The organism is Adlercreutzia sp. ZJ304 (assembly GCF_011039075.1).
In the GTDB taxonomy this organism is placed as follows: domain Bacteria; phylum Actinomycetota; class Coriobacteriia; order Coriobacteriales; family Eggerthellaceae; genus Adlercreutzia_A.
Map to the genome: position 1 here is coordinate 164,799 of NZ_JAAKEG010000005.1, position 20,273 is coordinate 185,071.

Genomic DNA, 20,273 nt, shown 5'->3' on the forward strand with positions numbered 1-20,273 from the left:
CGATGTGCTGATCTATAAGACGCCCGCCAACCCGCCGACTCGCTAAATGTTAGGTCCAGAACAAAAACGTCTCTAATAATTCTTGGTACGCCCAAGGATACACATCAGAATACCATCCGGTTTCGGGCACAAAGCACAGCAGTAAGCTATATGTGACACTAATAGCCGCCAACGCCAACAAAACGCACGTTATAATGCTGCGCATTTTAACGCCACCAATAGGAGCTGTGGGCAGTTGCTCGGCGCCTATAGATTTCGGATATAAACGGCTAGGCAGCGGATTGTCGGTAATATTCTCATTCACGATAAAGACCAGCAGCACTACAGCAGCTAAAAGCATGAAACTAAAATCGGCATAATAGCGCTGCAGAATACCAGCCATTTGCGCATCGACCAGCGCTATAACTACAGCCGACACTAGCAAAGTTATTATGACCCCTGTAATGGTGTTGGTAGAGCGCTGGGCATTTCGCAGGCGCACAATTGGCGCGGCAAAAAACAGCATCCACAGCACAGGCAGGCAGGCAAACACGCCGCCAAATGTAACTTCTTTAATGGTTTGCCCCATGTAAGTGGTGGCGAATTCTGCCGGCTGAATAAAGGGGAATACACCGCAAACATTCGGCGGTTGTAAGAAATAGCTGAAGAACGCCGGAGCAAAACGACCAAGTACCCAACCGCGTTTCGTCATATCGTTCATGGTTAGGTTGTAGTTCGCACCAAAATCGGTGAAGCTGCCGAAGCGTGCGTAGTTGTACCACATAATTCCAGCTGCCACCACAACATAGGGAAGCAGCAAGCACGCCACTTCGCGCATTCCATCGCGCGTAAGAATGCGACGCTGGCGAATATAGATGCGCCAAAACAGCGGAATAGCCAAAAGCGACAGCAATAAAAATTGCGGACGGCATCCGGCTACAAGTGCCATACATAAAGACCCAATTGCGAAATTCAAACAGCGCCGGCTGGATTCGCGCGCACGAATCCAGAAGTATAGGCCCCACACTGAAAACGCCATAGCGCATGCTATTGGCAGCGAATAGAAAGTGGGGAATTTCACCAAATAAAGTATTCCGCAACAAAATACAAGCGGTATTTGTACAAGCAGGTAAATGCCTAAACTTACGCGCTTGAAGTGGTAGCGCGCGAAGCGATCTAACATGGCAGAGCAACCCAGCACAAACGCCACAACAGCAATTAGTACACCAATTGCTGTTGGAAAACTTTGCCCAGTTAAAACATAGAACGGCAAGTAGAAAAGCAGCGCCGGCACCACGCCGAAATACACGTAGTAATGCCCCTCGTAATAAGCCACGTCAAACAGATACGGATCGCCCGTTTCCTTCTGCGCTTCGTCGCGTGCGCCTTTATCATACGGGTCTTCCATATCTTGCAACCACTGAGGCGGCTCTTCCTCTAAGTAGAGTTTGCCCTGCGTAAAGCTTTTCGCCAGCTCTGAATATTGCTGGGCGTTATCGCCGCCCACCTCGTATGTGTTTACAATTGAATGACCATCCCATTCACCTTGGTTGTAATTCGCAGTAGCAATACCCACTAAATTAGAACCATAGAATAAAAGGGCAGTAATTATTGCTGCCTCTATCACATTGGCCGCAATGATGCCTGCCTTCGAGCGCCTCGGATGCTCAACTATTCGCAGCCGATATATAGCGCTTTTCGGTCTGAACATAAATGCAAGTAGAAGAACCCCTAAAACGATGATGAAGCGTACACCATTAAATATAAACGGATGATGCGCGTTCAGCACAACAGTGTTCAAGCGCAGCGGATACTGCACGTCTTCGCCAACAATTTCTATTTTTAAGTTGTCTACAAGACCATTCGTGCTTAGGTTTATATATTTGCTTTGCAGCGAATTTGTAGCCACATTAACCACAGGCACACCCACCGTGTATTCCGTGCTGTCAAAATACGTTATGTGCGCTGTGTCGGTAAATTGAATTTTCAACGGCACATTTTGAGCAGGCTGCCAACTTGCAAAGTCGATAAAAATGTTATGTATCTCGGTGTTGAGGTTTGTAAATTCCAGCTGATTGTTGGCGGCAGTAATGCGGAAAGTTTCGTCGGCAGTTTCGGTTAACTGTATGCGCGACTTTAGGTTAATCGGCGAATAGCCCGCCGACGCAAAGTAGTTGAAATTGAAGACGAAAACTTCCAGCGCTAAGGCTATGCATACTAATATGCCAACCCACTTGGCAATATGGGTAATAACACGTTTATTCGGCGTAATTGTACGCCGGAAGAAATACGCGATATTCTCCCAAATTGACGGCATGCAATGATTATATAAGAGAAAAGCTGACTAGAGCATTGCGGTCGGCGTATGAAGATACAAGTTGCCCCTCTAGTGTCTTGAGTGCAGCCGCAATAAACATATTTGGGAAGCAATCAAGCAACTAGAGGGGCTATGTGTACTCTAATTTACGCTAACAATGCCAGCAGAATTTACTTCAAAACAGATTTCACGTCGACGAACACCACTTCAGGATCGCGATCGCCATCTATTGTCACCAGTAAATCGCAGCCACGATAGTAATCGATCAGAGGGCTTGTAGATTTCTCGTAAACTTCCAAGCGGTTACGTACTGTGGTTTCGTTATCGTCGTCACGCTGGTACATTTCGCCACCGCACTTCTTGCAAGTGTCGCCATCGGCAGCGGTGCCAATAGCGCCGCATTCGCGACACATACGGCGGCTAGTAAGCCGACCAACTATAATTTCCGGGTCAACATCTATAAGCAGCGCAGCATCAAGCGGACGACCCAGTTCTGAAAGCATGGTATCAAGCGCAACGGCTTGCGTAGTAGTGCGGGGGAAACCGTCTAGGATAACTCCCTTTGCAGTATCGGGCTGCTGAATGCGTTCGCGCATCAGGTCGATTATTAGTTCATCGGGAACCAGATCGCCTGCATCCATGAACGCCTTGGCCTTCATGCCGAGTTCAGTTTGGTCCTTCACGGCTTGACGCAAAATATCGCCGGTAGAGATATGGCAAAGCCCTTCTTCAGATACAAGCTTAGCCGCCTGAGTTCCCTTTCCAGCCCCCGGCGCCCCCAGAAGCACTATATTCATCTTACAAGTCCTTTCACATACGGAAAACGTACCTAATCATTCTAACAAAGCCACATGCTTATAAACCGTATTCGTTACATGAAAACCAAATGCAGCCCATCGTTGGCAAATTTTGGCGAAGTTTGGCATTGGCATTTAGCGAAGGTCTACAGATGTTTGTTTGAAATTCTGTAAGTTATGAAAGTGTCCAACGCAATTCAACCGACACGCTGCGCTTCAACCGATTAAAATATAAATTAGCTAGTAAAAATCTTTATAGACCCGGCGCTCAAGGAGAAATATTGGGACACGCTCCTACACCTTCGCATCCCCTACCGCGCACAAGCGGAATAACGCTGCAAATGATTTTAGACGGTCTGAAACGGTGCGGTTATCAGATAGAATTTTCCCCGGCACAAAACCGCAGAGGAATAACACGCATTGCGGCATATGCTGGTCCGTCGCACGAAGTGCACTTCGTGCCGCCTTTTGCCACCGAAGCAAATTCGGTGCTGCGAATATTTACGCTTGAAGAAGCAATGTCGCATAAAGATTTATGTGAGGCGCCTTCTATCGTATTTTTGGAAAACGACGAATGCGTGCCTTCCGGTTCGCTAGCTAATGCAGCCTTTGTGAAAAGCGTCAACCGCGCAGGCGCATCATTCAACACACTAGTTGTAGATATTTCAAATTACCTGTTCTCTATTGGCGAGTTTATATCAAGTATGTCAGAAGTGGTTCGCGCCGCCGGATCGTTCCAAGAGTTAGTAGATATAGCTGAAAACTTTTTTGGATATTTCGCAAATGTAACCGACGCAAACAACGTATTGATAGCCCACACAAAAAATATTGCCCCTAACGATTTATGGAAAGAATCGTATCAACTGGAGGATTGCTAGCCCGCTGTAAGAAATGTTCGAATTATCGCACCCTAACTGTCATTTCCGACAGTAGACCCGAAAGGAAAAAGCGAAGCGATGCCCGCATAGCCAGCAAGGCTACAAAACGCCTCTTTCTGATATTACATCACGCAATAAAGTTACCAAGTCCATCATCACATCCGATTCCGCACGGCGCTTCCAAACCGCCACAACATCGAAATGTTTTGGCGCTTCCTCTAATCTCAAAAAGGCAAAACGCTGATCAAAATCGGAATAATTACGCACATGGTCAAATAAGACAGTAACGTAACGCCCGCTGCTTATAAGCATAAACAAACTCCAAATATCATTGGCGGACTGCACCAACGTTATTTTGTCGCGAATAGGCGCTATTAAGTTTTCTATTATGGGTGCTTCGCGAATCATAAACGACGGTGACGAAAAGATAATTTTCTCGCCTATCAAATCTTTCAAATGTACGCTTTCGCGCGAAGCCAACCTGTGATCTTTCGGCACTATTACAGCAATATGGTCGCGGTAGAGTTTTTCCACATGATATATCGTAGTGGGAAATTTGATGTATTCAGTTGTAATAACCATGTCTAGGCTATCGTCTTCCAGCCCAGAAAATGTACCGTCTATTTCTTGCGTATGGAACTCCAAATTAATGCAGCTATGAGATTCCATAAAACGGCTAACTACTTCAGGCAAAAATGCCGACACAGCACCCGCTAGATACCCTACTGTAATATTGCGATTTATGCCAGCATTGAATCGATTTAGAGCTACTATACCCTCGTTATAGTCGTTTACTACACGTTGAGCATACTCTATGAATATAGAACCTGCATCGGTTAGTTCCACATTGTTTCTATCGCGCAGAAACAACGCCACACCAAGATCTTGTTCCAGCGCTGATATATGCTTACTGATAGCAGATTGAGTCGTGTATAGCTGAATCGCAGTTTGTGTAAAACTGTGATTTTGCGCCAACACTATCATTTCTCTAAGATGGGAAATCTGCATGGATAGATTATATATCTATTTTAAAGGGCTGACTGCTTATCCGAACTAGAAACTTGAATAGGCTTAGGTAATTCAAGACCGCATTGTGAACATTTATCAGCACCTTCTTCATTTTGAAAGCCACAGCGGAAGCATACCGGTGTTATTTCTAACTTGCGGGGCTCTCCGCGGCATTTTCCACACCCAACACAAGCGTACCCACACGACATAGCACATCCTTTCTTGTATTTGCGTCCATGCTCGCAAGTTGCCGCCTTCAGGAAAGGGCTAGGGAATGCACACCTACAAGCTAGATGCAATAAGGTGGTCAGCAGCTATACCGCTGACCACCTTAGCCCGCATGGCGCTGCAATCTCAAAAACAGCAACACCCATAGAAGCTCGGGTTAACCTTGATTATGGAATAGCACCTGCTTCTTTTTAGCAGACAGCTTCGATTGCAACTCCTCAATAGGACCCACTTCCAAACAACGCGCTTGGCAGTGATGCATGCATGTAGGCAATTTCCCCTGCGCTATGCGCTCTACGCAAAAGTTGCATTGATCGGTAGGAATTGGCATGTTTATAAGCACCCATTTCCTATCGCCATATTGATAAGGCCCCACTTCTGTAACTTTTATTCCAAACTGGTCGGGCGGCAAATTGTGCTCCATCTGGCATGCAGTTTCGCATGTATGGCAGCCGGTACACCAGTCATAATCTATCAACATTCCGTAATCAGCCATGGCTAGTTTTCCTCCTGCACCTTGTATACCTTACACAGCATCGATTTATAGTTTGCGCCGAATCCAGATTTGCCGGGAAGGTAGGAATTGAGCAGTTTGTTCACATTTAGGTCAAGCATGCCGAATAAACCATCTTTTTCCTCGCCCGGGGCTTCAGGGAACCACCAGCCATGGTCTGACATCAGCACTCTTTCATCTATTATGTTTGTAGTTTCAACTACACGCTTACACCTGCCGCGATCGTTCTCTAACCAAACCCATTCGCCATTTTTGATGCCCAATTTATCGGCAGCTTTGGGGTTCATCTGCACGATAGGCCATGGACGCTTAGCACGCAGATGCGGCACTTGCCTGTGCTCAGAGTGGAACATGAACCAATTGCGTGCGCCGGTAGTAAGCACAAACGGATACTTCTCATAAAGATCTGGTGTAGAAACGGGGCTTTCAGTTGGCTCTTCAAAATAAGGTACAGGACTTAAACCAGCTTTGTTATAGAAAGTGGACCATAATTCCAAACGCCCTGTAGTGGTATTGAAACCGACCTGCCCGTCTGAACGAAGCATACCTTTTTCATAGCGCTTGTACTCGAATGGAATGTAGGCTGGCGCAACTTCCTGCAATTCTTCAAATGTATAGCCTGTGCACTCTATAACATAAGAGAACATTTCATCCACATCAGCCCACGGCCATGCCTCTGGATTAAAACGCTTGCCCAACTCTAGGTTAATCTGCATGTCAGATTTTGCCTCGCCCACTTGGCAAACTTTATTGATAGTTTCACCGCGCTGAGCACCGTCGCCCACGCGAATGCCATCGCGTTCAGCATAAGTACAAGCCGGTAGGAATACATCGGCTAGCGCCATAGCAGTAGGCGTCATAAACATATCAACCACTACAATGAAATCTAGTGTGCGCCATGCTTTTATTGAACGCTCGGGGTCGGGTGCGGTACAAGTTAGGAAATTAGTGGTTTGCAACCATGCGCCATGTAACTTATACGGCTGCCCAGTTTCTAGCGTTTTCATAACCTCGTCGGAAGAAGCCACTTGGAAGCCAAAACGCAGTAGCGCATACTTATCCAAACCGATGCGGTGCTCATTCATTTCATCAGTTACCAGCTCGCCTCCGAAACCACCAGAGTACGCGAGTATTTCAGGGGGAACTATCATGCAGCCGGGCTTATCGCAGTAGCCACATATTTGCCACAATGCGCCGATTGCCTGCGCGGCAGGTAGCGATTCTTTGGTGGTATCAACGGCAAGACCCCACTGCATTATGCCGCTGTTAGCGTTAGCCCACGCACGAGCAGCATCGCGAATTATGTCAGATGCAATCCATGTTATTTCAGATGCACGATCGAGCGGATATTCGGCAGCGGCAGCAGCCAATTCATCAAAGCCATAACACCAGCGCTCAACAAATTCGTGGTCGTACAAATCTTCACTAATAATTACATTTAGCATACCTAGCGCCAGCGCCGCATCGGTGCCGGGGCGTATCTGCAGCCAATATTCAGCCTTGTACGCAAGCCATGTAAGGCGCGGATCAACCACAATTAGCTTGGCGCCGCGCTTCATAACGTCAACCATCCAATGTCCGTAAAAACCATCAGAATTCGCTATCAGAGGATTATTGCCCCATACCATTATGTAGTCAGGGCACTCCCAATTAGGATTATCGTAGCGATCGGGGAATTGCTGAGCGAAATCGCCCACCCAGAAGTTACCAGTGGTAGCAGCGCACCCTGCTACGCGCGGCAAATAGCACGCCATACCCGACATGTTAAACATGTAGTTCGGAGAACCAAACGACCACGCCAAGCGCGTTATCCATGCAGCAATGTCGCGTCCAGTTCCCTGCACGAACGGTATAGCCCATGGACCGTACTTTTCCTTAATTTCAGTAAACTTTTCATATATCAGATCGTAAGCTTCATCCCAGCTTATTTCTGTCCAAGCATCCTTACCACGATCTTCGGGATTGCGTTTCATGGGCTTCAAAATACGGCTAGGGTTATAAACCACTTCGGTTAGCGCCAAGCAGCGATTACATAAACGCCCTTGGTTATACGGATTCTCTGGGTCGCCTTCTACCTTCACTAGTTTGCCTTCGTCATCGGTATACAGCAGTACGCCGCAACCGATATGACAACCCGGTCCAGACCACGCACTACCACGTGTTACATGCAGACCGTTTTCGTCATACCGATAAGGCTTTTCATGAGGTACCAGATGATACTTAGGTTTATCCATCCTATTCTCTCCCTCTCTCTTTGCTTGCCTTTTGATACTTCAAAATACAGAGACGCTTGCTTGTCTCTGCAAACACCGCAGTTAGATGCCCGCCAAGAGATGCAATGCCTCGTCAGATGCTGGTGCCGCACTCCAACAACTAAATAAACTAATTATCAGTTCAGGAAATGGATGTAGCTTTTGCATTAAGAGCATGAAAGATGATGAAAAAATTAATGCAAGATTCCAAATTAGAATAATGCCTTTTCGGCATATAGGCAGAAAAGGGTGTAAAAATTCATGCTGTTTTCCCTGTTCAGATACCAAATAGATGCCTCTGAAGTCGATGCCACTCGACTTTCATATAGGCAAAAAGTGCGCCTAATTCTCACTTGATATGCCTGTCCATAACTGACTTTTTCCAAGAAAAAGTCAGTTATGGACAGGGGTGAGCTGTGTTTACTAGAAAATGTGCAATCTGTGGCGGCAAGATGAAGAAAAAAGGATTTACAAGCCGGAAGGCAGAGGTGGAGATGTAGCTTATGCGGAGGCTCTAGTGTTAGGAAAAACGACACCTCCGCAAGATGGCTTAAAGTGTTTGTTGGATGGCTTTTGGGTAAACTCTCAACACCCCGGACGCTAGATTACGATTCAACTCATCCGTATACTAGTTCAAAAAAGTTAGAAAAATGGTCAAAACTTCCAGCTTTCCATGGTCATAGTGCCACATAGCTAACTTGAATTGTGGAGGACACTGGGCAAACAGGGTTCTTCAATTCTATTTTGATTCGTAATTGGCGTAATTTGGCATTATAGACTGTGGAAAGTCGGAAGTTTTGACCATTTTTCGCCTAAAAAGTGACGAAGGCAACACACGGTCTGGTTTGGTCAGAGTTCCACAACAGCACTTCTTCCCCCCTTTGCGATGGATTGAGCATTACACACTTTTCTGCCTATATGCCTGAATTTGGCTATGCACTTCCCGCTATCGGGCGTACTAGGGACTTTCACCCATTAGAAACGTGCGCATGCTCGGCACACCAAGAAAAAGGCACCCTTTGCGGGGTGCCCTTCAAAAAACCGCTATTTAACTTCGGATTAGCTAGCGAAAATTGATATCTCATCGCCTTCAGCAAGTGTAACCATAGCCTTCTTCCATGTGCGAGTTAAACCCGTCTGATAGCGCACGCGCTTCGGCTTTGGCTTCACATTCAAAGTATTTACCTTTGTCACCTTAACATCAAAGATAGCCTCTACAGCATTGCGAATCTCTATCTTGTTAGCATCTTTCGCCACTTCGAACGTATAAACGTTATTTTCTATAACGTCATAGCTGTGCTCCGAGATGATAGGACGAATGATGATCTCTCTAGGATCACGTTGCATTATGCAAGCACCTCCTCGATGTATTTCAGGCAGCTGTCCACGATAACCAGCTTCTTGTTATCTAGGATTTCATACGTATTAATGTCGTTTACCGGCAGAATGTCTACCGAAGAAATGTTGCGGAAAGACAGGAACGTTTCCACATCTTCATTTTCAATAACAAGCGTAATGCGCTGATTATCAATACCTAGCGCTTTCAGAGCCGCTATGGCATCTTTTGTGCGCGGCTTTTCAAAATCGAAAGGCTTAACAAGAATTATCTCGCCGTCTGCCAACTTCGCAGAAAGTGCACTACGCATTGCTAGCTTGATTTCTTTCTTGTTCACCTTCTGATGATAGCTACGGCTGTGCGGACCAAAGACCACGCCGCCACCGCGCCATTGAGGTGCGCGAATAGTACCTTGACGCGCGCGACCAGTACCCTTTTGGCGCCACGGCTTCTTGCCGCCACCGCTAACATATCTACGAGTCTTAGTGTTAGCCGTACCCTGTCGCCAATCGGCTTGTTGCGCCTTTACGGTGCGATGCATAACGTGCATGTTGGGCTGAATGCCGAATATGGCATCGCTAAGATCGGCTTTGCCAGCCGCCTTGCCCTGTGCATCCTTTATCTCAAGTGTTGCCATTTTTGCTCCTTACAGATTTAGCGACTTGGCGACGCGCACGCGTACAATGCCGTTTTTGCCGCCGGGAACCGCGCCCTTCACCAAAATCAGATTCTGGTCCTCATCGATACGCATAACGTCTAGGTTTAATACAGTAACCGTGTCGCAACCCATGTGTCCCGGAAGACGCACGCCTTTAAACACACGCGAAGGCGTTGCGCACTGACCAACAGAACCGGGAGCGCGATGGAAGTGTGCACCGTGACCGCCCGGGCCGCCGCCAAAACCGTAACGCTTAATAACGCCCGCGAAACCTTTACCCTTGCTAGTGCCGGTAACATCAACTTTCTCAATTTCATTGAAAGCTGCTACTGTCTGCTCGTCTCCTACCTTGTAGTCGGCAGCATTTTCTACGCGAATTTCACGCAGATAGCGCTTAGGCTCGGCACCTTGCTTTTCAAAGTGACCCTTCATGGGCTTGTTCACCTTCTGCGGCTTTATATAGCCAAAGCCCACCTGTACGGCGTTATAACCGTCAGTTTCAGGGGTCTTCACCTGACATACCGTGTTAGGCTCAGCTTTAATAACTGTAACGGGCACCAGCACGTCGTCTTCGGTGTAAATCTGGGTCATACCCAGCTTCTTGCCGTAAATTTCTTTCATAGTCATGCTGCGCCTCCTACAGCTTTATCTCGATGTCGACGCCAGCCGGAAGATCGAGACGCATCAGCGAGTCCACAGTGTTCGGGGTGGGCTCCAAGATGTCGATCAGACGCTTATGAGTGCGCATTTCGAACTGCTCACGCGAATCCTTATCCACATGAGGCGAGCGAATAACGCAATACATATTACGCTCAGTCGGCAGCGGAATTGGTCCGGAAATCTTTGCACCGGTCTTCTGGGCCGTATCCACGATTAGTTTCGTGGACTGGTCTACGATTTCATGATCGTAGCCCTTCAGGCGGATGCGAATCTTTTGATTAGCCACTTGATATTCTCCTTCCAGCTGCCTTAGGCGTTGCCGCCGGCCTTGCTGATTATTTCTGTTGCAACGTTCTTTGGAACCGGCTCGTAAGAGTCGAATTGCATGGTGTAAACCGCGCGACCCTGTGTACCGGAGCGCAAGTCGGTCGCATAGCCAAACATCTGCGACAGCGGAACTTTCGCGCTGATAACAGTTGCGTTTCCGCGCTGTTCTTGACCCTGAATGATGCCACGACGGCTAGGAATATCGCCCATAACGAAGCCGGTGTATTCCTCGGGCGTTTCGACTTCTACAGCCATGACAGGCTCTAGAATTACAGGGTCAGATTTCTTCAAAGCATCTTTGATAGCCATACTACCTGCTACCTTAAATGCCGCTTCAGACGAGTCAACTTCATGGAAGCTGCCGTCAATAAGCTCAACCTTTATATCTTCCACAGGATATCCAGCTAAAACGCCAGAATTCAGCGCCTCTTGAATACCCTTGTCAACCGCAGGAATGAATTCTTTCGGAATAACGCCGCCAACAATCTTGTTCTCGAATTCATAGCCCTTGCCAGCCTCTTGCGGATACATGTTGATAATCGCATGACCGTACTGACCATGACCACCAGACTGACGAACAAACTTGCCTTCTGCGTTCATTACCTCGTGTCCCGGGCGCTCGCGATAAGCAACCTGAGGCTTGCCAACATTTGCCTCTACCTTGAATTCGCGCAGCAGGCGGTCGATGATGATTTCCAAATGCAACTCGCCCATGCCGGCAATAATGGTCTGCCCAGTTTCGTGGTTAGTAGACACGCGGAATGTCGGGTCTTCCTCAGCCAGCTTCTGAAGCGCAATAGCCATCTTGTCTTGCTCGGCTTTTGTCTTCGGCTCAACCGCAATATCAATTACCGGATCGGCAAATTCCATGCTCTCAAGAATAATCGGATGAGCTTCATCGCAAAGGGTGTCGCCCGTAGAAGTATCCTTCAAACCAACTACAGCCACAATGTCGCCCGCAGAGCACTTATCAACATCAATCTGCTGGTTGGAGTGCATTTGAAGCAAACGACCGATGCGCTCTTTCTTGTCTTTGACGGCATTGAGCACATAGCTGCCCTTGTCAAGCGAACCAGAATAGCAGCGCAGATAAGTTAGTTTGCCCACATAGGGGTCGGTCATAATCTTAAACGCTAAGCTGCTAAACGGTGCTTTCGGATCAGCCGGACGATCTTCCTCGGCATCGGTCTTCGGATTTACACCGGTAATAGCAGGAATATCAACAGGGCTAGGCAGGTAATCAACTACAGCGTCGAGCATTTCCTGAACGCCCTTGTTCTTATAAGCGCTACCCACAAATACGGGGTTCAACTTACAAGCAATAACGCCCTTACGAATTGCCGCCTTGAATTCCTCGACCGTGATCTCTTCTTCCATCAGAACTTTTTCCATCAGGTCGTCGTCGCAATCGGCGGCAGCCTCAAGAAGTTCTTGGCGATACAGCTCGGCATCTTCCTTGAATTCAGCGGGAATTTCGTCCATTGCCTCAGGATATGTCATGCCTTTATCGTCTGCCTTGAAGTCCCAAGCAGTCATGGTAACTAAGTCCACAACGCCCCAGAACTGGTCTTCAGCACCCATAGGCAGCTGAGCTGCATATGCCGGCGCATCTAAACGATCGCGCATTGTCTGAATGGCGTGGAAATAATCGGCACCAACGCGGTCATACTTGTTGATGAAAGCGATGCGAGGCACACCATAACGCTCAGCCTGTCGCCAAACAGTTTCAGACTGCGGTTGTACACCAGCCACAGCGTCAAACACAGCAACAGTTCCGTCAAGCACGCGCAGCGAACGCTCTACTTCGGCAGTAAAGTCAACGTGGCCTGGCGTGTCTATAATTTGGAAACGATATTCCTTGCCATCCTCTTCACCGCGAGGATATTTCCAATAGCAAGTAGTTGCAGCAGAAGTAATGGTAACGCCGCGCTCCTGCTCTTGAACCATCCAGTCCATAGTGGCGGCACCATCGTGCACTTCGCCAATCTTGTGGGTTTTACCCGTGTAATAAAGAATACGCTCGGTAGTGGTAGTCTTGCCCGCATCAATGTGAGCCATAATACCGAAGTTGCGCGTATCTTTTAGTTCCAATTTAGCCATATGAGTTCCCCTGACTAGAATCGGTAATGCGAGAAGGCGCGGTTCGCCTCAGCCATCTTATACATGTCTTCGCGCTTCTTCACGGCAGCGCCGGTGTTGTTAGAAGCGTCAATAATCTCGCTTGCTAGGCGCTCTTTCATGGTGTGCTCTTTACGAGAGCGCGAGTAATCTACAATCCAGCGAATGGCTAGCGTAGTAGCACGCCTAGAGTTCACTTCCATTGGCACCTGATAGGTTGCGCCACCAACACGCTTCGGCTTGCACTCAAGTGTTGGACGTACATTGTCCATAGCTTTCTTGAAGACAGACAGCGGATCTTCGCCAGTCTTTTCCTCTACCAAATCGAAAGCACCATAAACAATGCGCTCAGCAAGAGACTTCTTGCCGTCAAGCATTATTTTGTTGGTAAGTTGCGTAACCAAACGATTGTTAAATTTTGGATCCGGCTGAATTTCGCGCCGGGATGCTGCTGCACGACGTGGCATGCGTTTCTCCTTTTCTTCTGCGCGCTTCGGGCGAGTTATCTTGTCCTCGCCATTAGGCTTGTAAGCCCGCGCGACTTAACGACTTGTTATTTGGGGCGCTTAGCGCCATAGCGGCTGCGAGCCTGCATACGGTTGTCCACCGGAGCGCAGTCGAGCGCGGCACGAATGACCTTGTAACGCACACCGGGCAGGTCTTTAACACGACCGCCGCGGATAAGTACCATTGAGTGCTCTTGCAGGTTATGACCAATACCGGGAATATAGGCCGTCACCTCCATGCCGTTAACTAGACGCACACGGCAAACCTTACGCAACGCAGAATTCGGCTTTTTGGGGGTAGTGGTGAACACACGGGTGCACACCCCACGCTTCTGCGGATTGCTCTGGAGAGCAGGGGTCTTCTTCTTGTCTACCTGCTTTTTGCGGCCCTTACGGACTAGCTGATTAATTGTTGGCAATTTTATCTTCCTTTTCTGCCTTAAAGGTTTTACTAATTTATTTCCGCATTGATATGCGAAAAATATGCGCCTTATTCAGGCGCGACGTTGCATATTAGACATATATTCCCAGTGTGTCAAACGCCACGGAGCCGGGAGTGTCTATGTTCTCAATCAGGTATCATTTGAATGCGGAAGATGATAGCGAAACTTCTACTCAACTGCCTCTTTAATAAGCGCTTCCACTAAACGAGCCGAGTCTTCCAAATCTTGAACGTAAATGTATTCATCCACAGAATGAAAGTTTGTCATACCTATACCAAGCGTTATGGCGCAAGCGCCGCATCGCCCAAGTATATTCGCATCAGCGCCACCACCTGTACGATGCATATTAGGCTGCAAGCCGCACGAATGCATGGCGCGCTTCAGCATATCTATAATAGGATCAGTTTCCGCAAAAACTATTTCGGGATAATCTAGTGTCCAGTCAACTTCTGCGCTGCCGCCGTGACGCGCAGCAGCTTCCATCAAAGCGGCTTCCATAGCGTTGCGCAAAGTTTCGGCACGCTCTGGGAAAATAGAGCGACATTCGCCCTCTACAATACATGTATCGGGAACTATATTCACAGCTACGCCACCCTTAACAACGCCGACGTTTGCTGTAGTAGCGTCATCTAACCGTCCAAGCGGCATCTGCGCTATAGCTTCAGCTGCTATGCGAATAGCCGACACTCCTGCCTCAGGCTCTACGCCAGCATGCGCCGCCTTACCGCTTATGCGAGCACGCATTGTGTAATGGTTCGGCGCTTCGGCAATTATTGTGCCCGGAGCACCGTCGGCATCTAACACAAAGCATGGCACATTGTTGCTAAATACATCTGTTGCTAAAGCAGATGCGCCCACCAAGCTCTGCTCTTCGCAAGTGGTAAGCAATATTGTTATGTCAGGTCTGGGATCAGCCGCTTCTATAGATGAACGCACACCTTCCAAAATGGCTGCCACGCCCGCCTTGTCATCGGCTGACAAAATAGTTTCACCAGCCGATCTGTAAATGTCGCCCTTTTCGTCTGATTCTCGCACAACTTCTATACCAGCGCAGGGCAGCACGGTATCCATGTGGGCGCAAAATGCCACATGCCCGCGCGCCGTACCCGGCAAATGTGCAATTAAATTGCCTGTATCAGACCCGGTTTGCTCAGCAGAACCATCAATTTCCACCTGAAAACCGCAGTCGCGCAGCTTGCTTGCACATAATGCCGCCATTTTCGCCTCATGGTATGACGGGCTTTCCACCCCAACCAACTCTAAAAACGTACTATGCAGTCTATCTACGTTCATCGTCTGCCTTCGAATTGATAGATCTGAGCTTAGTTCAAAATGCGCGCAGCAACCTGCTTTTTACGCGAAAGAATACCCGGCATCCAATTGCCGCCTTCACTTTCACATTCTATACCGAAGGCACGCTCGGCAATACGAGTGTTGCCCTCAACAAGGAACTGACTACCTTCTGCCATTATGTCAGTCACCATTAACAGCACCATCGTATACGCACGATCGTCAATTAATTTGCGCATGTATTCGCGCATTTCAGCTTCGCGCTCCATAACTCCCGACAAATTCACCGTTTCATGCTGCGCGATTAGTAACGTATCGTCGCCCATTTGGAACTCTTTGCTATCGGTGCAAACCAAGTCTTCCACCGGCATATCATCTTCGCCACCGCGCTGACGGAACACCTCTAACCCAAATTCCACAGGGTCGCACCCAATTATGTTGGCTAAGAAATCTACCTGTTCGCGATCAATATCGGTTGCTGTGGGCGACTTCAATATTACAGTGTCGGTCATTATTGCCGACAAAAGCACTTCAGCTATGGCGGGCGGAATTGCAATACCATGCTGGCGGAATTGCATAGTAACTATTGTTGCGGTGCTGCCAAGTGGTAAGTTGATGAACTGAATTGGATTCGCCGTAGATACATCTGCTATACGATGATGATCCACTACCTCCATCACGTCGGCATCTTCAATACCGGGTGCCGCTTGCAGCGTTTCGTTGTGATCTACCAAAATAACGCGACGCTTCGCTGCGCCAGCCACATCGCTGCGCGTCATTATGCCAATTGCGCTGCCGGCATCATCTAAAATTATGCCTTCGCGAAGTTCGCTTGCCATCAAGTCTTCCGTGGCTTCTTTCAAAAGCCCCTCTTCATCAAGCTCTAATACATTTGTTGCCATCAATTCGCCCACGCGCTGATTCAAAGAATCGATTAGCGACGAGGCAACAGCCATACTGGATGAGGGGTCATCATCTTGCAAAGCATCGGTAGCCGAAATATAACGCTCGGCAATAGCGCGAGTAGAAATAAGCCCCATGAATTTACCCGCGTCGTCCGTTACGGCAAGCGATCGTATATTGTACTTTTTCAGCAAGCGCCCTGCTTCTAGCATAGGCGCATCAACCGATATGGTTATAGGATCGCGCGTCATAACATCGCTCACACGCAGATACACATGCGTTATTACGCGCGGCGCTTCCAAGCCATTCTTTGCCAGTACCCACTCGCTTTCGGGCGGCATTTGCCCCAACCGTGCCGGAATATATTCCACATCGGTTTGCCCATTGCGTTTTGCCAGTTCATTTTTTAGGTAAGCATACGCTACAGCAGAGCTTATTGAATCGTTATCGGGGTTGCGATGCCCTACTACGATGATAGATTTCACCATTGTTCCTCCAAACATACACAGCAGCCATTATATAAACTATCAAACATCATGAATGCATCCATCGGCTGAGCGGCAAACACTTATAAGTAGCGAATACCTACATTTCATATGAAGTGCATACTACAAGGGCTAATTGATGCGCGATAATAGGGACGCTTTAAGAAACGTTGAAAGGAAGCACTAAAATGACAGCGCCTATTCTTTACTATTGGGCTCCGTGTTCCACATGTTCGGTAGTAACCGCTTTTGCCGACGAACATCAAATAGAACTAGATAAGCGCGATGTAGAGCAAGAAATTCCCTACCAAGAATTATTGGCTTTGGGTGGAGATGCAAACCTGATTCCTTATTTATACGACAACGAACAGCTTATCCAAGGAAACGACGCAGTAATAGATTATTTAACTCAGAATTACCTGAATAAATAGGCGCACCGACACCAAGTGTGATTATTTAAAATAATCGAATATCTTTCAGGCGTAACTAATCAATACCCAGATACACACACTTCTAATTTATACACAACTGTGCATAAATTAGAAGTGCCCGCGGCTAGATTCCTTTAATACAGCTGTCGCGAGCGCACTTACTTATCTTTGCGAACACACCCAGGAGCCGCAGGCAGATCAAACCCACACTTTATACACGCCGAAGCATCTTTGGCATTTTTAGTCTTACAGTTAGGGCATATACCCTCTTCAAGAAACGGCTTCGACTTCCCAATACACTTGCCGCACTTTACGCAAAACATACACATTTTCAAGCCTTTTCAACTCATGCCAAGTATTTTGGAACCTTTTTTTACAGCATCTACACGCTTATGAACACCCATTTTTCTATATATAGAATTCACATGGCTTTTTGCTGTACTAAGAGATATTCCTAATTTATTAGCAATATCTGGGGTCGACATTGACTCGCACAACATTTTCAATACTTCCATTTCACGCAAACTTAACGAATTGTCGACGCAAGCATCTGGCTGACACCAATATGGGATTTCCTCAACGTCATCCCATACCTTATGACCCAAAACTACTAAATTCTTCACATATCCACTTAGTTCATCCGGCAACAAATCGGTTGATTCTTCAACAAGAGCAAGCAACCACGGACCCCAGTCAATGACACTTCTAGCAAATCCCGCCCTCTCAGCCTTAACAAGCGCATTCAACATATTGATATAGGCTTGCTTGCTATCTCCAATACGCGCATAAGCCCACGCCTTCAATAAAAAGAAATCTATCCTAAAAACAGGAAGATTTAAGACCCTGTCATCAGGCAAATATTTATATAAATAATCCAATAGCTGACGAGGTTTATCATGCGCTAAAAACACAAAAGTTTTCGGAATTAACATAAGCTTATCAGACAGAAGGTTTCCGCGACTGCTTTTAAGAGCTTGCGCTTCCGACCAAGCATCTAGCATATCTATCTGACCAATAAAAAGCCAATGCTTTGCCCGAGAATACGACACTTGCTCTGACAAGAACGGAACCTCTAAATGACTGCGCAATAAATCTTTCGTTATCTTGTAACAAATAGATGCCATATCGTTGCAGCCTTCAGCTTTATAGCAATTAGATAATTCTAGAAAAAAGTCAGGTGCCTGAAGCCATCCCGTAAAATTCTCCATTTGCTGTGCTATAAAATTTTGGCGATCATCAAATACATTGTCGCTGCCTTCCAAAATACCCCACTCGCGACGTAAAAACATCAGGGAGAATTCCAGAAATATAACCCCATCCCCCGGCGAATGAACACTGTCGGCATATCTTAAGCCGTCTAACAAAACCCTCTCCGCCTCGTATATACAGCCAATATTCGCCAAAGTTCTAGCTAATTCATTCGTAGAAGCAAGCCTTTCTTCAACCATATGAAATCTTTGCGCCTTATTCAGCGACTCACGAAGCCAAAATATGGCCTCATCACTGCGACCTAAAGCCATATTGCAGCGTGCAGACAATATCATCAAGAACCCATCTATATCATTGCGTGATCCCTCTCCTATGCTGATGGCGCTCTCGAATTCAAAAATAGCAATTTCGTATTCCTTATTATCGTAAGCAAAAAGACACCGAATTATATGTTCGTATTTTTCATCCCAATCAGATAGCACATCTTGACTAGAAAAGAACTGTTCAACATCGCCAATATCTTTAATTAGCCTATCGAGCTCATCGCTTCCACCTAAATGAAACAAAATAATTATAAGAAGAGTGAGCGCTTTAGGATGCTTGTATAGATGCAGACGAGGAATGCTGATTAAAGGATCAACTAATTCAGACGAAAAAGAAGCCCTTATGTCACTTATACAATATTTTTCCTCGACAATATCAAGATATTTATCGTACATCTCCGCTGCAAATAAATGTGGAAGTGCCAAAGCGCCATATCCGTTACTTTCAAACCAATCGGCAGCCCTAGCATGAATGCGCTGCGATTTCTCACGTGAGTGATTTGTGTCAGCGAATCTTTTGCGCAGATAATCTCGGAAAAGGGGATGTATCCTAAACCATCCGCCAACTGTATTTATGCTATATACAAATAGTTCCTTATTCTCCAATTTGTATAGAATATCTGCACTGTCACTACGTTCTAACACGTAATCACAAAGCTCTGCTCTTATCTCGGTTAAAAGCGAAATTTCTGTAAGAAATTCCCACATCGGAGTTTCCATTTCACCCATGACTTCATCTTCGAGAAATTGAAATATTGAAGAATTGTCAATCATAGTTACATCTATAGATCTGGCTATATTGCCTATGCTGTCTTCACTCGACATTCCCAATACCTTGACAGCAGTAACCCATCCATGAGTGATCTGTTGAATACTCCATACTTTTCCAGTTAAAATCTCTGGTCCGCTTTGTACCTTCAGTAATTCGCTAGTTTCCGCATAGTTAAAAGCAAGATCGTCTTTATCGATAACCAGCGCTTCGCCGCGCATAAGCATATGAGAAATTGAAAAGGGGATTCTCTCTCTAGTTGCTATAACAAGGCGCATTCCAGCAGGCATGTAGTCAAATAGCTGTCTAAGCATTGAGTGTATCGTATGGTTTTTTATCACATGTAAGTTATCTAGAAATATAGTAAACGGATCTTTTATGAATGCCATCTGATTTATAAGAGGAACTAACCAACCAAATTGAGAGCTTTCATCAAATTCTTCATCTTTCCAATGCGGCTTATCTAGCCATGAAAAATCTTGTGTTGGGTCTATACGCTTCAGCGCTTCAACAAAGCAGAACCAGAAATTGAATCCGTTATCATATTCATCAAGATGTATCCAGACTGTCTTATGACTCATTTCCTGTAATGTTAAATATGCTTCTGTCATTAAAACTGTTTTGCCATATCCAGCAGGAGCTACAATTGAAACAACGCGAATGTCTAGGTCTACAACCTTTTTTATTAGCCTTGTTCTTTCTACAATATTAGATGATGCCTTAGGAGGAAACAGTTTGAGAGATACTATGGGGCGGCTCTCGCTAGAATCAAAACCAGAAAAGTTATCCGTCTCTTGCATATGACCTCGAATCAGTTAAAAATGATATAAACCGCGATTCTT

At 46.6% G+C, this 20,273-nt stretch carries 17 protein-coding genes; 2 read left to right on the forward strand and 15 right to left on the reverse strand.

Annotation, left to right across the window (positions count from 1 at the left end; all coding sequences use genetic code 11):
- Positions 1–49 precede the first annotated feature (49 nt).
- A complete protein-coding gene (locus G7Y46_RS04010) occupies positions 50–2,296 on the reverse strand; it encodes a cytochrome C oxidase Cbb3 (protein WP_165252647.1) in 2,247 nt (748 codons plus the stop codon).
- Between the two features lie 170 nt (positions 2,297–2,466).
- Positions 2,467–3,093 carry an adenylate kinase gene (locus tag G7Y46_RS04015; RefSeq protein WP_165252649.1) on the reverse strand — a complete coding sequence of 209 codons (627 nt, stop codon included), beginning with the start codon at positions 3,091–3,093 and terminating at the stop codon, positions 2,467–2,469.
- Positions 3,094–3,374: 281 nt separating this feature from the next.
- Between G7Y46_RS04015 and G7Y46_RS04020 the strand changes: the two genes are divergently transcribed.
- Positions 3,375–3,971, forward strand: a complete 597-nt coding sequence (locus G7Y46_RS04020) for a hypothetical protein (protein WP_165252651.1) — start codon at positions 3,375–3,377, stop codon at positions 3,969–3,971.
- Between the two features lie 99 nt (positions 3,972–4,070).
- On the opposite strand, the gene G7Y46_RS04025 is transcribed toward G7Y46_RS04020, so the two are convergent.
- From G7Y46_RS04025 to G7Y46_RS04080, 12 genes are all read right to left on the reverse strand, one after another.
- The gene (locus G7Y46_RS04025; protein ID WP_165252653.1) at positions 4,071–4,979 is read right to left on the reverse strand and encodes a LysR family transcriptional regulator; all 909 of its coding nucleotides are present in this window, start codon (positions 4,977–4,979) and stop codon (positions 4,071–4,073) included.
- Positions 4,980–5,364: 385 nt separating this feature from the next.
- Positions 5,365–5,703 (reverse strand): 4Fe-4S binding protein, encoded by a 339-nt coding sequence (locus G7Y46_RS04030; protein WP_165252655.1) that lies wholly within the window; start codon positions 5,701–5,703, stop codon positions 5,365–5,367.
- 2 nt (positions 5,704–5,705) lie between these two features.
- Positions 5,706–7,955 carry a molybdopterin-dependent oxidoreductase gene (locus tag G7Y46_RS04035; RefSeq protein WP_165252657.1) on the reverse strand — a complete coding sequence of 750 codons (2,250 nt, stop codon included), beginning with the start codon at positions 7,953–7,955 and terminating at the stop codon, positions 5,706–5,708.
- A gap of 1,077 nt (positions 7,956–9,032) precedes the next feature.
- Complete coding sequence (gene rplW / locus G7Y46_RS04040; protein ID WP_165061118.1) at positions 9,033–9,320, reverse strand: 50S ribosomal protein L23; 288 nt, start codon at positions 9,318–9,320, stop codon at positions 9,033–9,035.
- A complete protein-coding gene (rplD, locus tag G7Y46_RS04045) occupies positions 9,320–9,946 on the reverse strand; it encodes a 50S ribosomal protein L4 (RefSeq protein WP_165061114.1) in 627 nt (208 codons plus the stop codon). Before rplD ends, rplW begins: the two co-directional genes overlap by 1 nt.
- 9 nt (positions 9,947–9,955) lie before the next feature.
- The gene (gene rplC / locus G7Y46_RS04050; RefSeq protein ID WP_241155977.1) at positions 9,956–10,588 is read right to left on the reverse strand and encodes a 50S ribosomal protein L3; all 633 of its coding nucleotides are present in this window, start codon (positions 10,586–10,588) and stop codon (positions 9,956–9,958) included.
- 16 nt (positions 10,589–10,604) lie between these two features.
- The gene (gene rpsJ / locus G7Y46_RS04055; RefSeq protein ID WP_165061108.1) at positions 10,605–10,913 is read right to left on the reverse strand and encodes a 30S ribosomal protein S10; all 309 of its coding nucleotides are present in this window, start codon (positions 10,911–10,913) and stop codon (positions 10,605–10,607) included.
- Between the two features lie 23 nt (positions 10,914–10,936).
- Positions 10,937–13,054 carry an elongation factor G gene (gene fusA, locus G7Y46_RS04060; protein ID WP_165061105.1) on the reverse strand — a complete coding sequence of 706 codons (2,118 nt, stop codon included), beginning with the start codon at positions 13,052–13,054 and terminating at the stop codon, positions 10,937–10,939.
- Positions 13,055–13,068: 14 nt separating this feature from the next.
- Positions 13,069–13,539, reverse strand: a complete 471-nt coding sequence (gene rpsG, locus G7Y46_RS04065; protein WP_165061102.1) for a 30S ribosomal protein S7 — start codon at positions 13,537–13,539, stop codon at positions 13,069–13,071.
- Between the two features lie 86 nt (positions 13,540–13,625).
- The gene (gene rpsL, locus G7Y46_RS04070; protein ID WP_165061099.1) at positions 13,626–13,997 is read right to left on the reverse strand and encodes a 30S ribosomal protein S12; all 372 of its coding nucleotides are present in this window, start codon (positions 13,995–13,997) and stop codon (positions 13,626–13,628) included.
- Between the two features lie 192 nt (positions 13,998–14,189).
- Entirely contained in the window at positions 14,190–15,314 is a 1,125-nt protein-coding gene (locus tag G7Y46_RS04075; RefSeq protein ID WP_165252659.1) for a M20/M25/M40 family metallo-hydrolase, read from the reverse strand.
- A 29-nt stretch (positions 15,315–15,343) separates the two neighbouring features.
- The gene (locus G7Y46_RS04080) at positions 15,344–16,702 is read right to left on the reverse strand and encodes a putative manganese-dependent inorganic diphosphatase (protein ID WP_165252661.1); all 1,359 of its coding nucleotides are present in this window, start codon (positions 16,700–16,702) and stop codon (positions 15,344–15,346) included.
- 185 nt (positions 16,703–16,887) lie between these two features.
- On the opposite strand from G7Y46_RS04080, the gene G7Y46_RS04085 reads away from it, so the two are divergent.
- Positions 16,888–17,130 (forward strand): glutathione S-transferase N-terminal domain-containing protein, encoded by a 243-nt coding sequence (locus G7Y46_RS04085; RefSeq protein ID WP_165061090.1) that lies wholly within the window; start codon positions 16,888–16,890, stop codon positions 17,128–17,130.
- A gap of 341 nt (positions 17,131–17,471) precedes the next feature.
- Here G7Y46_RS04085 and G7Y46_RS04090 read toward each other — a convergent pair whose 3' ends face one another.
- Positions 17,472–20,231 carry a LuxR C-terminal-related transcriptional regulator gene (locus G7Y46_RS04090; protein ID WP_165252662.1) on the reverse strand — a complete coding sequence of 920 codons (2,760 nt, stop codon included), beginning with the start codon at positions 20,229–20,231 and terminating at the stop codon, positions 17,472–17,474.
- Positions 20,232–20,273: the final 42 nt, after the last annotated feature.